The 15,928-nt window shown below is 41.6% G+C and carries 14 protein-coding genes; 12 read left to right on the forward strand and 2 right to left on the reverse strand.

Going from position 1 to position 15,928, the window contains the following annotated elements:
- Positions 1-29 precede the first annotated feature (29 nt).
- The 11 genes from BO219_RS11800 (at position 30) to BO219_RS11850 (ending at position 13,643) form a co-directional block, all read left to right on the forward strand.
- Positions 30-755 carry a GntR family transcriptional regulator gene (locus tag BO219_RS11800; protein ID WP_077429668.1) on the forward strand — a complete coding sequence of 242 codons (726 nt, stop codon included), beginning with the start codon at positions 30-32 and terminating at the stop codon, positions 753-755.
- A gap of 112 nt (positions 756-867) precedes the next feature.
- Positions 868-1,941, forward strand: a complete 1,074-nt coding sequence (locus BO219_RS11805; RefSeq protein WP_077429669.1) for a BMP family lipoprotein — start codon at positions 868-870, stop codon at positions 1,939-1,941.
- A gap of 121 nt (positions 1,942-2,062) precedes the next feature.
- Entirely contained in the window at positions 2,063-3,592 is a 1,530-nt protein-coding gene (locus BO219_RS11810) for an ABC transporter ATP-binding protein (RefSeq protein WP_077429670.1), read from the forward strand.
- Entirely contained in the window at positions 3,589-4,635 is a 1,047-nt protein-coding gene (locus tag BO219_RS11815) for an ABC transporter permease (protein WP_077429671.1), read from the forward strand. Before BO219_RS11810 ends, BO219_RS11815 begins: the two co-directional genes overlap by 4 nt.
- Entirely contained in the window at positions 4,636-5,589 is a 954-nt protein-coding gene (locus BO219_RS11820; protein ID WP_077429672.1) for an ABC transporter permease, read from the forward strand.
- A gap of 78 nt (positions 5,590-5,667) precedes the next feature.
- A complete protein-coding gene (locus BO219_RS11825; RefSeq protein ID WP_198936688.1) occupies positions 5,668-6,876 on the forward strand; it encodes a PucR family transcriptional regulator in 1,209 nt (402 codons plus the stop codon).
- A gap of 98 nt (positions 6,877-6,974) precedes the next feature.
- Positions 6,975-8,522, forward strand: a complete 1,548-nt coding sequence (gene pruA / locus BO219_RS11830) for an L-glutamate gamma-semialdehyde dehydrogenase (RefSeq protein ID WP_129000951.1) — start codon at positions 6,975-6,977, stop codon at positions 8,520-8,522.
- 20 nt (positions 8,523-8,542) lie between these two features.
- Positions 8,543-9,457: a proline dehydrogenase family protein gene (locus BO219_RS11835; RefSeq protein WP_077429674.1), complete on the forward strand. Its 915-nt coding sequence runs from the start codon at positions 8,543-8,545 to the stop codon at positions 9,455-9,457.
- Between the two features lie 85 nt (positions 9,458-9,542).
- Positions 9,543-11,000 (forward strand): sodium/proline symporter PutP, encoded by a 1,458-nt coding sequence (putP, locus tag BO219_RS11840; RefSeq protein WP_077429675.1) that lies wholly within the window; start codon positions 9,543-9,545, stop codon positions 10,998-11,000.
- A gap of 301 nt (positions 11,001-11,301) precedes the next feature.
- Positions 11,302-12,546, forward strand: a complete 1,245-nt coding sequence (locus BO219_RS11845) for a GntP family permease (protein WP_077429688.1) — start codon at positions 11,302-11,304, stop codon at positions 12,544-12,546.
- A gap of 107 nt (positions 12,547-12,653) precedes the next feature.
- Positions 12,654-13,643, forward strand: a complete 990-nt coding sequence (locus BO219_RS11850) for a CapA family protein (RefSeq protein ID WP_420807104.1) — start codon at positions 12,654-12,656, stop codon at positions 13,641-13,643.
- 209 nt (positions 13,644-13,852) lie between these two features.
- On the opposite strand, the gene BO219_RS11855 is transcribed toward BO219_RS11850, so the two are convergent.
- Positions 13,853-14,227 carry a zinc ribbon domain-containing protein gene (locus tag BO219_RS11855; protein ID WP_077429677.1) on the reverse strand — a complete coding sequence of 125 codons (375 nt, stop codon included), beginning with the start codon at positions 14,225-14,227 and terminating at the stop codon, positions 13,853-13,855.
- 164 nt (positions 14,228-14,391) lie between these two features.
- Here BO219_RS11855 and BO219_RS11860 point away from each other — a divergent pair, with 164 nt between their 5' ends.
- The gene (locus tag BO219_RS11860; protein ID WP_077429678.1) at positions 14,392-15,054 is read left to right on the forward strand and encodes a DUF975 family protein; all 663 of its coding nucleotides are present in this window, start codon (positions 14,392-14,394) and stop codon (positions 15,052-15,054) included.
- 30 nt (positions 15,055-15,084) lie between these two features.
- On the opposite strand, the gene BO219_RS11865 is transcribed toward BO219_RS11860, so the two are convergent.
- A complete protein-coding gene (locus BO219_RS11865; protein WP_077429679.1) occupies positions 15,085-15,918 on the reverse strand; it encodes a GGDEF domain-containing protein in 834 nt (277 codons plus the stop codon).
- Positions 15,919-15,928: the final 10 nt, after the last annotated feature.

Genomic DNA, 15,928 nt, shown 5'->3' on the forward strand with positions numbered 1-15,928 from the left:
TGTCTGATATCTAAGGTGGGGGATGGTGAATGTCAGTCAAATCGGATCATCGACACTTATATTTACAAGTGATTGATCGGATTAAGAAAGATATTGAGCAAGGGGTATACAAGGAAAAAGAAAAACTTCCTTCTGAATTTGAACTAGCCAAACAATTAGGGGTTAGCCGGGCGACGTTGCGGGAAGCATTGCGGGTATTAGAGGAAGAAAACGTGATCATCCGCCGCCACGGTGTCGGGACGTTCGTGAGTTCCCGACCGATGTTTACGTCGGGTATTGAGCAGCTAAGTAGCGTGACGGAGATGATCCGTCAAGCCGGTCGAAAACCGGGGACGATTTTTTTATCTTCTTCCATACAGAAACCGACTGAAGATGATATAAAGCGCTTTCAATGTGATAAAGAGGAAGATTTACTTGTTGTTGAGCGGGTGCGAACTGCAAATAATGAACCGGTCGTTTATTGTATCGATAAAGTTCCTTGTAAATATTTACCTAAAGGAATTGCTTATGAAAATGAGTCATTATTAGAAATATTACATAATGAAGCGAATCGATACATCGCCTATGCGGTTACCCACATTGAGCCGCTCGGCTACCATGAAAAGGTGTCGCCTATTTTGCAATGTGAGCCAGAAACAGCGCTTTTAGTTTTAAAGCAAATGCATTTTGATGAAAATGACGAGCCGATTTTGTACTCAATTGACTACTTTAAATCAGATAAGTTTAGCTTCCACGTGTTGCGAAAACGCGTGTAGCTTCTTATACAAGCGCTTATCCTGTTAAGGAGGTGACATTGGAGGGAGAAGGTTCGTTCACATTTCAAATTTTTTACTTATCCATATTTTTAAATTGAGGGGGTAATGATTGATGAAGAAAAAGCGTTTTGGATTGTCAATGTCTTTATTATTAACTGCCGGCATGCTTCTTGGCGGTTGCGGACAAGCAAAAGAAGAGCCGAAAAAAGAAGAAGGAAAAGCGTCTGAATTTAGCATAGCAATGGTTACAGACGTTGGTGGAATTGACGATAAGTCGTTCAACCAATCTGCATGGGAAGGGTTACAAAAATTCGGTGAAGAAAACGGCTTGAAAAAAGGAAAAGGCGGCTATGACTACTTACAGTCACAAAGTGATGCCGATTATGCAACAAACTTAAACAAACTTGTACGTAACGACTTTGATCTCATTTATGGTATTGGGTATTTAATGACAGATGCCATTACAGAAATCGCAGAACAAAAGCCAGATAACAAATTTGCGATCGTTGATAGCGTCGTTGAAAAACCGAACGTTGCTAGCATCACATTCAAAGAGCATGAAGGTTCGTTCCTTGTCGGCGTTGTCGCTGGTTTAATGACAAAAACAAATAAAATCGGTTTCGTTGGCGGTATGGAAATTCCGTTAATTGAAAAATTCGAAAGCGGTTTTATTGCAGGAGTAAAAGCAGTAAATCCAAATGCCAAAGTTGAAGTGCAATATGCAGGTGCATTCGACAAAGCGGATAAAGGAAAAGCTATTGCTTCAAGCATGTACGCTTCTGGTATTGATATCATTTACCATGCAGCTGGTGGAACAGGAAACGGTGTGTTCTCAGAAGCAATCGACTTGAAAAAACAAGATCCAAACAAAGAAATTTGGGTGATCGGTGTTGACCGTGACCAATATGAAGAAGGAAAAGTGCCAGGAACAGATAAAAGCGTAACATTAACATCGATGGTAAAACGTGTTGACGTTGCTGTATATGACTTAGCGACAAAAACGAAAAATGGTAACTTCCCAGGCGGTCAAGCAGTTGAATACGGCTTAAAAGAAGATGGTGTAGGTATTGCTCCGACAACGAAAAATAACGTTCCTGAAGATGTGTTGAAAAAAGTTGATGAGTGGAAACAAAAAATTATTAATGGTGAAGTGAAAGTGCCTACAACTCGCGCAGAGTTGCAATAATCAAATGACTGTGTTCTCCGAAGAGTACATTTCTTCGGAGAACCACTAAATGAAAAGTTGCAACATGTTGCAGCTTTTCATTTAGTGATTTTAACAAGCTCATATAAGGAGTGGATCACGTTTGGAATACGTAATTGAGATGCTAAATATCCGCAAAGTTTTTGGGAATTTTGTGGCCAATGATAACATTACGTTGCAATTGAAAAAAGGGGAAATTCATGCGTTATTAGGCGAGAATGGTGCAGGAAAATCGACGCTAATGAACGTGTTATTCGGTTTATATCAACCAGATGGCGGGGAAATTCGCGTCAAAGGAAAAAAAGTAAATATCGCCAACCCGAACGTCGCCAACGACTTAGGAATCGGAATGGTACACCAACACTTTATGCTTGTTGATACGTTTACAGTAACGGAAAACATCATTTTAGGAAGCGAGCCAACAAAAGGTAGACAAATCGATATTGAAAAAGCAGAGCAAGAGGTGCGTGAGCTTTCTGAACGATACGGTTTAGCTGTTGATCCGAAAGCGAAAATCGCAGACATTTCTGTCGGTATGCAACAACGGGTAGAAATTTTAAAAACGTTATATCGTGGAGCAGATATTTTAATTTTTGACGAACCAACAGCGGTCTTAACGCCGCAAGAAATTCAAGAGCTCATCCAAATTATGAAAGCGCTTGTACGTGAAGGAAAGTCCATTATTTTAATCACGCACAAATTAAAAGAAATTATGGAAGTATGTGATCGTGTCACAGTGATTCGACGTGGAAAAGGCATCGGCACATTAAATGTATCGGAAACAAACCCGAACGCACTAGCTTCGTTAATGGTTGGACGTGAGGTGCATTTCAAAACAGAAAAACAACCGTCGAAAGTCGGCAAACCTGTCCTTGAAATTGAAAATTTAGTTGTCAAAGACTCACGTGGAATTACTGCGGTTGATCATTTAAATCTAACGGTACATGCAGGAGAAATTGTCGGAATTGCAGGGGTAGACGGCAACGGACAAACAGAGCTTATCGAAGCGATCACGGGCTTAATTAAATCTGAATCCGGCTCCATTCGTCTAAATGGTAAAGAAATTCGCAATTTAACGCCAAGACAAATTACAGAAACAGGTGTCGGACACATTCCGCAAGACCGTCATAAACATGGTCTTGTGCTCGATTTTCCAATCGGAGAAAACATGGTGCTTCAAACGTATTATAAAGAACCATACTCAAAACGCGGTATTTTGAATTTTAAAGCGATTTACGATAAAGCGCGCCAACTTATTCAAGAGTTTGACGTTCGTACGCCAGATGAATATACGAAAGCGCGGGCTTTATCAGGAGGAAACCAACAAAAAGCGATTATCGGACGTGAAGTGGATCGTGATCCAGATTTACTTATTGCCGCGCAACCAACGCGTGGACTCGACGTCGGAGCGATTGAGTTTATTCACAAACGTCTGATCGAACAACGAGATAAAGGAAAAGCAGTATTGCTTGTTTCGTTTGAATTAGATGAAATTATGAACGTTAGTGATCGTATTGCTGTCATTTATGAAGGGAAAATTGTCGCCATTGTCGACCCGAAAGAAACGACAGAACAAGAGCTTGGTTTGTTGATGGCAGGAAGCAAACGGAAGGAAGCAGGTGTATCATCATGAGTGAAAATCGTTTAACAAATATTCTCGTTCCTGTTTTTGCGGTTATTCTCGGAATTATTGCTGGCGCCATCGTGATGATCGTCAGTGGATATGACCCAATTGCTGGCTATTCCGCTTTATTGTACGGTGCTTTTGGGGATCGATATTACATTGGGGAAACGATTCGTCAAGTGACACCATATATTTTAGCGGGGTTAGCGGTTGCGTTCGCTTTTCGCACCGGGCTATTTAACATCGGTGTAGAAGGACAACTGATCGTCGGCTGGCTCGCTGCTGTTTGGGTGGGCGTTGCGTTTGAGCTCCCGAAAGTAATCCATCTGCCGCTCGCTATTGTTGCTGCTGCATTCGCTGGGGCACTTTGGGGATTCATTCCGGGATTTTTAAAAGCGCGTTTTCGTGTTCATGAGGTAATCGTCACGATTATGATGAACTATATTGCTTTATACGTGTCGAATGCGATCATTCGCTCTGTTTTATCTGATCAAGGATTTAAGTCGGAAAAAATTCATCCGACTGCATCGTTACGTTCGGAATTTTTACAGTCATTAACTGATTACTCTACCCTTCATTACGGCATTATTATTTCGTTAATTGCAGCTGTTGTCATGTGGTTTTTACTTGAGAAAACGACAACAGGATATGAACTTCGTGCCGTCGGTTTTAACCAACATGCATCACATTATGCAGGTATGAACGTTAATCGCAATATTATATTATCGATGGTTATTTCTGGGGCATTTGCTGGTATTGCTGGAGCGATGGAAGGATTAGGAACATTTGAAAACGTCTCCGTTAAAGCTGGATTCACCGGAGTCGGATTTGATGGAATTGCCGTCGCCCTTCTCGGTGGAAACAATGCGTTTGGCATTATTTTAGCAGCTATTTTATTTGGAGCGTTAAAAGTTGGAGCGCTCGAAATGCCATCAGCAGCTGATGTGCCGACAGAACTTGTAGACATCATCATTGCGTTAATTATTTTCTTCGTTGCATCAAGCTACTTAATTCGTCTTGTGCTTATGCGCTTCAAAAAGGGGGGAAAATAAATGTTACACATCCTTGAAATTATTATTCCTTCCGCGATTTTCTTTGCGGCACCACTTATTTTTACGGCGCTCGGTGGCGTATTTAGTGAGCGTTCCGGCGTTGTAAATATCGGATTAGAAGGATTGATGGTCATCGGGGCATTTACCGGTGTCGTGTTCAACTTAACGTTTGCCGATCAATTCGGACAACTAACACCGTGGCTTGCGATACTTGCCGCAATGATTGTTGCTTCGATTTTCTCGCTTATGCATGCGGTCGCAGCCATTTCACTTCGTGCGGATCAAGTAGTCAGCGGAGTAGCCATCAACTTTTTAGCTTTAGGTTTATCATTGTTTCTTGTGAAAATGTGGTACGGAAAAGGACAAACGGATCAAGTGCAAGTTGGATTTGATAAAATTGACATTCCGATTTTAAGCAAAATTCCAGTTATCGGTCCGATTTTTTTCTCAAACGGATATGTGCCATCTTACTTAGCGATTGTACTCGCCTTTGTGGTATGGTACGTCATTTATAAAACACCGTTTGGGCTTCGTCTTCGCGCGGTTGGGGAACATCCGATGGCGGCAGATACGATGGGAATTAACGTGGCAAAGATGCGTTACATCGCAGTCATGTTAAGCGGTGCCCTTGCAGGAATTGGCGGTTCAATTTATGCGACAATCATCTCGCGCGACTTTAGCCACGCGACAATTTCCGGGCAAGGATTTATGGCGCTTGCTGCGATGATTTTCGGAAAATGGCATCCGCTTGGTGCGATGGGAGCGGCCCTTTTCTTCGGATTTGCGCAAAGTTTAAGCATCGTCGGACAGGCGATTCCGTTTTTGAAAAACGTACCGACTGTTTATTTGCTTATTTTGCCGTATGCTTTAACGATTTTAGCGTTAACTGGATTTATCGGACGTGCGGATGCGCCAAAAGCGCTCGGTACGCCGTATGTCAAAGGAAAACGTTAATTTTGGAAAAGACTTCGGGACGGACTCGAAGTCTTTTTTTTATTCCTTCGATCACGCATAATAAAAGCTAAGGAGGGGATGGCATTGCACAAATTAGTCGATCAATTATTTCTCGAGTTGCAACGTCCTGTAACGATTGAATCACGTGATTTTGAATTGCTTGCATATAGCGGCCATCACGACGAAACAGATGAAGTGCGGATGCGCACGATTTTAAGTAAACGGGCATCTGCCCACGTGTTTCATTATTTACATGAACATGGATGGATACAAAAAATTGAACAAGCAGACGGAGTGGTGAGCATTCCTCCACTCCCCGATATTGATCTTGGGGCTCGCGCGGTCGTTTGTTTAAAGCATGCGGGAAAAGTGTATGGCTACCTTTGGGTGCAAGCAGCGTTTCACGATTTGACAGAAGCGCAGCGAAAACGAATGGAAGATGTAGCAAAGGAAGCGGCGCAAATGCTGCATGAGCAAATAGGAAAGCGTTATAAACGTCAAGAAGAAATAAATGACCTTTTTCTTCGTTTTATTCAATATCGTGACGTGAGTGAGCGGGATGTGCAAATGGAAGCACAGCTACTCGGTGTGACATTTCCTTCATTATTTACTGTTGCAGCTTTTTTTGTCGGACACGATGCAAAAAAAGATGATATCCGCCAATACATGACATTTATAACAAAAACGACACATGCCCCGATATTTTTTATCGATCGCCACCATCCATTTTTGCTCATTGTCGGAGGGACGGCGACACAACGTCCGATAGATATAGCAAAAATGATGGTTACAAAATTGCAGCAAGATTTCCGTTATCATATAGATCGTGACGTCATTGTCGGCATTGGCAATGAGTATAGCGAGCTGAAGCGGCTGCGTGACAGCTACAAAGAAGCGATGGAAGTCATTCATTTAAAAAGACATATCGATGAACCTTTGCCACATGTTTACAACGATTTAGGCATTTATCGCATCATTCCATTCATATACGAACAATATAAACAACGTCGATATAAGAACGAAGCGCTGTTAAAACTAAAAAAGCATGACGAACAGCATGGAACTGATTTTTTGCATACGCTTCGGGCATATATTCAACACGACTGTAACATAAAACAAACAGCCGAAAGTTTATATATTCACCCGAATACGTTACACTATCGGCTGAAACGCATGCAGGCGATTACAAGCCTCCCTCTTCATGATTTTGAACAACGAATGATGTTGTATATTGATCTCCTTTTATACAAATATAAGGAAGGTACTGTGGATAAACAACAAAAATAAATAGAAATGATTATGTACAGACGACAAACAATTTTCAGAAAGTATAAATTATAATGAATCGTAGAATATGTGACAAATTCGTGAAAGGATCGATGCATGTGACTGTACCATACAAACATGAGCCATTTACAAATTTTGCGCTTGAACAAGAAGCGAAGGCGTTTCGTGAAGCGCTTAGTTATGTCGAATCACAACTCGGACAAGAGTATCCACTTATCATCGGAGGAGAGCGGGTCGTTACTGAAGAAAAAGTCGTGTCGATCAATCCTGCGAATAAACAACAAGTTGTTGGTGTTGTATCGAAAGCGACGAAAGCGCTTGCTGATGAAGCGATGAACGCGGCACTCTCTGCGTTTGAAACATGGAAGCGCGTGTCACCACAGGCGCGTGCCGATGTGTTATTGCGCGCTGCAGCTATACTAAGAAGAAGGAAACACGAGTTTTCAGCATGGCTAGTAAAAGAAGTCGGGAAACCATGGAAAGAAGCGGATGCCGATACCGCAGAAGCAATTGATTTCTTAGAATATTACGCGAGACAAATGATCTCCCTTGCAAAAGGAGTGCCGGTGTTGAGTCGATCGGGAGAAGCAAACCGATTTTTTTACGTACCGCTTGGTGTTGGCTTAATTATTTCGCCATTTAACTTTCCGCTTGCCATTATGGCTGGAACGACGGTGGCTGCCATTGTGACGGGAAATACAGTTATTTTACGTCCATCTGATCGTGCGCCAATTGTTGCTGCAAAATTTGTTGAGCTTATGGAAGAAGCTGGTCTTCCGAAAGGTGTATTAAACTACTTGCCGGGCGGGGAAGCGGGAGTAGGTGAATATATCGTTGAACATCCGCAAACGCGTTTCATTTCGTTTACAGGATCGCGTACTGTTGGCTGTCGCATTTATGAGCGTGCCGCGATCGTTCAGCCAGGTCAAAAATGGTTGAAACGTGTCATTGCAGAAATGGGTGGAAAAGATGCAATCATTGTCGATAACGAAGCTGATCTTGAATTAGCAGCACAGTCCATCGTTGCTTCGGCATTCGGCTTCTCGGGACAAAAATGTTCCGCATGCTCACGTGCGATCGTGCTCGAAGATGTATATGACAAAGTGCTTGCGCGTGTTGTCGAATTAACAAAACAATTAAAAGTTGGCAATCCAGAAGAACAAAGCACATTTATGGGCCCGGTCATTGATCAAGCCTCGTATAATAAAATTATGGGCTATATCGACATTGGCAAACGAGAAGGAAAGCTCATGACAGGTGGAACAGGAGACGACTCGCAAGGATTTTTTATTCAACCAACGGTTTTTGCGGATGTCGCCCCAACTGCACGCATCATGCAAGAAGAAATTTTCGGGCCAGTTGTTGCGTTTACAAAAGTGCGTACGTTTGATGAAGCGCTTGAAGTGGCGAACAATACAGATTATGGATTAACAGGGGCGGTCATTTCAAACAATCGTGCGCATTTAGAAAAAGCGCGAGAAGAGTTTCACGTTGGTAACTTATACTTCAATCGCGGTTGTACAGGAGCGATTGTCGGTTATCATCCGTTTGGTGGTTTTAACATGTCAGGAACAGACTCGAAAGCAGGTGGTCCAGACTATTTATTGCTTCATATGCAAGCAAAAACAGTAAGTGAAATGTTTTAAGTTTGAAAGAGGTGAATACAATGCTCGCACAACTATCGAAAAACATCTTTTTATACGCTTCGCAAAGTAAAGTGCTAAATCAAGCTGCGAAAAAATGGGGGCTCCGCTTTGGAGCTTCCCAAGTTGTTGCAGGGGAAACGATTGAAAGCGCTATCAAAAAGGTGCGTGAACTGAATGAAAAAGGACTCGTTTGTACGCTCGATCATTTAGGAGAATTTGTCTCTAATCGTGAAGAGGCAATTGAAGCAACACAATATAACATTCGTACGTTAGAAGCGATTCATCGTGCAGGAGTTCACAGTAATTTATCCGTCAAATTGACACAACTTGGTCTCGACATTGACTTTGATTTTTGCTTAAACAATATGCGTCAAATCGTCGAAACAGCAAAACGATACAACAATTTTGTGCGCATCGATATGGAAGATTCGGGGCACTGTCAAGCGACGCTCGATTTATTACAAGAACTACGTCGCACATACGACAACGTTGGAACCGTCATTCAAGCATATTTATATCGCGCTGAACAAGATGTGAAGGATTTAAAAGGGGTATCACTTCGTTTAGTGAAAGGAGCATATAAAGAGCCGCCAGAAGTGGCGTTTCAAGAGAAACAACAAATCGATGAAAACTATATGAATATCATTCGACTCCATTTATTAAGCGGAAGTTATACAGCTATTGCTACACACGATCATCATATTATTGAAAAAGTAAAAACATTTGTAGAAGAAAATAATATTCCACGTAATCAATTTGAGTTTCAAATGTTGTATGGCTTTCGGACAGATATGCAACAACAGCTTGCACAAGAAGGTTATACCATGCGAGTATACGTCCCTTTCGGAAATGATTGGTTCGGTTATTTTATGCGCCGGTTAGCAGAACGTCCGCAAAACGTCGCATTCGCATTAAAAGGTTTCTTTGGAAAATAATTTTTTGTACAAATTGTGAACATATTTTAGTATAATGATAGATGCAAAGGGGTTTTTATAGACAACAAAGGAAGGGGAGATTGTTTTGGTTATTGCATCTGTTGTCGTATATATGGTGGGGATGTTACTCATTGGGTATTGGGCATATAAACAGACGTCAAACTTGTCTGATTATATGTTAGGTGGAAGGACGCTCGGTCCAGCCGTAACGGCGTTAAGTGCTGGGGCGTCAGATATGAGCGGTTGGTTGTTGCTTGGCTTGCCTGGCGCGATGTATGCACAAGGGTTAAGCGCTTCATGGATCGTCATCGGACTAGCTTTAGGGGCGTATGCGAACTGGTTATACGTTGCTCCACGCTTGCGTGTGTATACAGAAGTGGCAAACGATTCGATTACGATTCCAGCATTTTTAGAAAATCGTTTTGGTGATACATCGAAGCTACTTCGCCTCGTTTCAGGATTCGTCATTATGATTTTCTTTACGTTTTACGTTTCTTCTGGTTTCGTTTCTGGCGGGATCATGTTTAAAAACTCGTTCGGTACAGATTATCATACGGGGCTATGGATTGTCGCTAGTGTTGTTATTGCGTACACGTTATTCGGGGGATTTTTAGCGGTCAGCTGGACAGACTTTGTGCAAGGTCTCATTATGTTTATTGCACTTATTCTCGTACCTGTTGTGACATTGATGCATACAGGGGGATTCACAGAAACGACAGCAACGATTCGAGACACCGATCCGAATTTGCTCGATTTGTTTAAAGGAACAAGCGTAGTCGGCATCATTTCTTTATTCGCTTGGGGACTTGGTTATTTTGGACAGCCTCACATTATCGTTCGCTTTATGGCGATTTCATCGGTGAAAGAGATGAAACAAGCTCGTCGGATTGGAATGGGCTGGATGATTTTTTCATCTGTCGGCGCGATGCTCACAGGTCTTTTTGGAATCGCTTACTTTAAACAAGCCGGCATGACGTTAGAAGATCCAGAAACGGTATTTATTAAACTTGGGGAAATTTTATTCCATCCGCTTATTACAGGGTTTTTACTTGCAGCCATTTTAGCGGCAATTATGAGCACGATTTCATCGCAATTGCTTGTGACATCAAGTTCCCTAACTGAAGATTTATATAAAGTTTTATTCCGTCGTTCAGCGTCCGATAAAGAGCTTGTGTTTGTTGGTCGTTTATCGGTGTTACTTGTTGCTGTTGTTGCTTTAATTTTGGCATATGAGCAAAACAATACGATTTTAAATCTTGTTGGCTATGCATGGGCTGGGTTTGGTGCTTCGTTCGGTCCTGTCATTATATTAAGCTTATGCTGGCGTCGCATGACAAAATGGGGAGCGCTTGCAGGAATGATTGCAGGGGCGACGACGGTCATCGTTTGGGCAAACTCTTCATACGCTAGCGTCATGTATGAGATGGTTCCTGGTTTTATCGCAAGCCTCATCGCTATTGTTATCGTCAGTGTATTGACAGCAGCGCCAGATAAACAAGTGACAGAGCAGTTTGATACGTTTAAACGTACGATTTCATCATAAGAAAAAGGTGTCCAATTTGGGCACCTTTTTCTTACGTGGAAAATTGTCAAATGGCTCGCTTCATTTCATTTGAAACATGTTCCAAGTCCCATTATAATACCCGTTCCGAGAGAAATAAGTAAAAAACGTCCTGTTACACTGATCACCTCCGACAAAAAGACTATTACAAAAATAATGTATATACGGATGACATCTGTACGTATTTTCGAAAAATTTTACACAGTTTTTATGTTATTTGTGATATATTTACAAAAAATGACGTTACATCATGGTATGTTTATAGATTGTATACTTGGAGGGGATCAAATTGAACACATTTGGAGCGATAGCTGCTTTTCTACTAGCTGTTGTATTTATTTTACGAAATGTGCCGGTGGGGTATGGAATGATGTGCGGCGCGTTTATTGGTGCTTTACTAGGGGGAGTTTCTATCGATGAAGCTGTTCGGCTAATGATAGATGGAGCAAAAGAGATGACCCCGTCTATTTTGCGCATTTTAGCAGCTGGTGTGCTTGCTGGTGTATTAATGCAGTCGGGGGCAGCGGTGGCAATAGCAGAAAAACTCATGCAAGCATGCGGGGAAAAATATGCGCTATTTTCGCTATGTGTTGCAGCGATGATGTTAACAGCGTGTGGGGTGTTTGTTGACGTTGCCATTATGACGATTGCACCTGTTGCGCTTGCGATGGCACATCGACTTGATGTGTCACGTTTTGCTATATTGCTCGCATTAATTGGTGGGGGGAAAGCTGGGAATATTATTTCTCCTAACCCGAATACGATTGCAGCTGCTGAGGCATTTCATGTCCCTCTTTCCTCTCTCATGATGGCAGGCATCGCACCGGCGGTGATTGGTCTTTTTGTCACGTACCAGCTTGCAAAACGGTGGCGGGGTGATGACAAACATATGCCAAAAATTGAAACGGTTGAAAAAGAAACACCTCCATGGCAAAAAGCGATCGTTGCTCCCGGTGTTGCGATAATTCTTTTATTGTCACGTCCGCTCTTTGGCGTGTCAATTGATCCGCTTATCGCTTTGCCGACTGGTGCGGTGATTGGTGTGATTGTTATGAATAAAACGAGGGAGTTAAACGTGTTTCTACGCGTAGGCATGGAAAAAATGAGCGGTGTTGTATTCATGCTTCTTGGTACTGGAACGCTAGCGGGTGTAATCGCGAACTCCGCTTTGCACCAAACGTTTATGCACATGCTCGAATCGCTAGGGTTTCCGCCATACGTCATGGCATCGTTAGCTGGTGCGTTATTGTCAGGCATTACTGCATCTACAACGGCGGGGACAGCTGTCGCAAGCCACGTGTTTGGAAAAGCGTTAGTTGAAGCGGGTGTACCATCGCTTGCGGGAGCAGCTATGGTACATGCGGGGGCAACAGTGCTCGATCATTTACCGCACGGCAGTTTTTTTCATATCACAGCAGCGAGTGTACATATGTCAACGAAAGAGCGCCTTACATTGCTTCCGTATGAAACGCTCATAGGCATAGCCATTGCCACAACATGTACAGTTATTTTTTATCTATTTTTATAAAACTATGTTCTAAATCATCAACAAATAAAAAAAGGGTTTTTCCCTCATGTGTAGAAAAAAAGTTTATATACACAAAGGGGAGTGAGGAAAAAGTGAGAAAGATATGGATGTGTTTATGGATTTTTCTGTTTTTATTTGCCCATCCTGCTTGGGCGCAAGGAGAAACGAGCATTACATTAAGCGTTGCTGGGGACGTCACGCTCGGTCGTGATGATAACTATGGCTATACGTATTCATTTGATCATGAAGCGAAAAAAAACGGTCTCATTTTTTTTACGAAATACATTGAGCCCATTTTTAAGCAAGATGATTTTACAACGGTTAATTTGGAAACAACGTTAACAAACGCCACGCAAAAAGCGGAGAAGAAGTTTCGGTTTCGAGGTGATCCATCGTATGTCAATATTTTAACGCGCGCAAGCATTGAAGGGGTGAATCTTGCGAATAATCATACGTTCGACTATGGACAAAAAGGATATACGGATACAATTGCAACGCTAAAGCGAGCGAAAATTGGCTATTTCGGGAACGGTATACCTTTAATGAAAACAGTTAAAGGAGTAAAAATCGGTACGCTAGGTTATAAAGGATGGAGCGACACCCAAGCAGTACGAAAGCAAATTGTCACCGACATTCGCGCACTGCGAAAGCAAGGGGCACAAATTATTCTCGTTCATTTTCATTGGGGTGAAGAGCGAAGCTATATACCAAATCGCACGCAAACATCGTTAGGAAGATTTACGATCGATAGTGGGGCAGATCTTGTCGTTGGTCATCATCCGCACGTCATTCAAGGCATTGAACAATATAAAGGAAAAATGATTGTTTATAGCTTAGGCAACTTTATGTTCGGAGGCAATAAAAATCCGAGCGATAAGGATACGTTTGTTTATCAGCAAACGTTTTATTTCGCAAACGGCATAAAACAACCAAAAACAACGATTCGCATTATCCCGTTTCGCATCTCATCTGTAACAACAAGAAATAACTATCAGCCGATTCCACTTCAAGGAAAAGAAGCCAGTCGTGTAAAAACAAAAATTGTTCGCTTATCAGCAAAAATTAACAAACCAACATGGCTCGTATATGAAAAATAAAGTATAATGGAAAGAAAAGGAGTTGATTTTATGTACATCGGGGACATTGTATTTCAACTCGTGATGCTCGGCACGTTGCTTGGGGTTTTTGCTGTATTCATTTTTGGTGCTGTGTGGTTGACAAGGTCTATAAAGGGAAAAAGAGGGTAAAAAAGTTCGGCAGGCGCCGAACTTTTTATTCATTACTTATTCTCGCGTATCACTTGGATTTATAATGCTTTTCCGCAAGATGGACAAAAGCGGAAGTTTGCTTGTACGTTCGTTCCACAGTGTGGACAAAACTTTTCTCCTTCGATATGACCGAAACGAGTATTGAGCGGATCTTTTTCCTCGTCTTCTTCTACAATATCGATGATCGACATCCGTTCTTTCCCTGTAGCGTTTTTATAATGATACACAGCTTGAAAAATACCGATACCAATGATAACGAATCCGAAAAAAGGAAAGATTTGTGACCCTGGAATGGGAGAATCTTTCGTAATAGAAAAAGTCATAAACGTCCAAAACATGCCGAATAAAATGGTGGCGATACTGCCGATAAATCCTTGCATGGATGGCCCGCGGCCAGGTTTGATGCTTTTCATTTGTATTCCTCCCTTATAATGGATACACCCATTATATACAAAACATAGAAAATATTCATCTCATTTACTAAAAGATCAATAGCATTTTTCAAATAAGTATGTTAGAGTAAAAAGCGCATAGACTATATGTGTAAGTGTGATCACGTAAAAGGAGGCTTTATCATATGACATTATCATTGTTAAGGCGTGAAGCAAGGGAAGCGTTGAAAGGAAAATGGGGCAGTGCCGTGCTTCTTATGCTTGTTTATGCGTTCGTGACCATCGTTTTCCCTATAGTAGTTGAGGTTGTATTAAGTGGAGGATGGGACGTATGGATTGAACAAGAAAACGTGACAATATCTGTTTCGATCGTCAGTTTGCTTCTTTCACTTGCGCTCATTCCGTTTAGTGTTGTTGTGTATTGGGTATTTTTAGATGTGTATCGCCATGAACCTGTCCGAATCTCTCCAATGTTTACAGTATATCAAAATGGGAAGTTATCATTAAAACTCATTGGCACGTCCGTTTTATTTGGTATCTTTGTGTTTTTGTGGAGTTTGCTACTTATTATCCCTGGAATTATTAAATCGTTATCTTATTCACAAGCATTCTTTTTATTAAAAGATCATCCCGAATACGGTGCGCTTCAAGCGATTAGCGAAAGTAAAAAACGAATGAAAGGATATAAAGGAAAACTATTTTTGTTATATTTGAGCTTCATCGGCTGGGGGCTACTCTCGATTATAACGTTCGGGATTGGACTTTTATGGCTCGTTCCGTACGTCTACACGTCGCTTGCTGCATTTTATGACCAATTTATTCGTACACAAGAAGCACCGGTTGAATAAAACGAACAAGGGCAACCTTGTTCGTTTTATTTATGTCGAGATGACAACAACACGATTTCTTCCATTTTGTTTCGCTATATATAAAGCTTGATCCGCTTTTGAATAACTATGCTGGAAAGAATGGGTGGCTTGAGCGATACCAAAACTTGCGGTGATATGAATCGTATGATGTTTATATGAAAATGGAAATGTTGCGATGTTTTCCCGTAACATTTCAGCAAGTTGTCGTGCTTGTTTAATGTGGGTGTTAGGTAGAAAAATGATAAATTCTTCTCCGCCCAACCTTGCTGAAAGGCTTGGGGGAGGGAAATAGCGCATCAACATGGCAGATAAGTCTTTCAGCACTTGATCCCCTGCTGGATGTCCGAACTGATCGTTGACATGTTTGAAAAAATCAATATCAATAATTAGGATACTCGCTTCTTTATTGTTTTGTTTATGTAATTGAGCACGAACAAGGTCAACAAAGCGAGTACGATTCAACAAACCGGTTAGAGGATCCTGGACAGCTAAAGCTTGTAGAGAGTTGTTTTTTTCAATGAGACGTGTTTGTTCAATATTCATAAGCATGTGTTGTTTATAACTTTTGGTGTAACTTCTCCAGATGATGATGGAGGCTACAAATCCTAGTCCTTCAGGTAAAGCAGTGCGGATTGAGGGATGTATGGGCCATTCCATTCGTGCGAATTCATCATAGGGAGATAGGACTATAGAGAGTGTCCAATTGAATTTGTACAAACGTTTCGTGTTGATTTGGGTGGCGGTTTTAAGTGGATGATCATGATCTTGTTTCATCTCCGTTACAGAAAACTTACAAGACTTTATAAGAAACTTATAAAAGTCTATGTTTCCTTCCTTGTTCATCGCGCCCGAT

It is taken from the genome of Anoxybacillus kestanbolensis, assembly GCF_001996285.1.
Lineage (GTDB): Bacteria > Bacillota > Bacilli > Bacillales > Anoxybacillaceae > Anoxybacillus > Anoxybacillus kestanbolensis_A.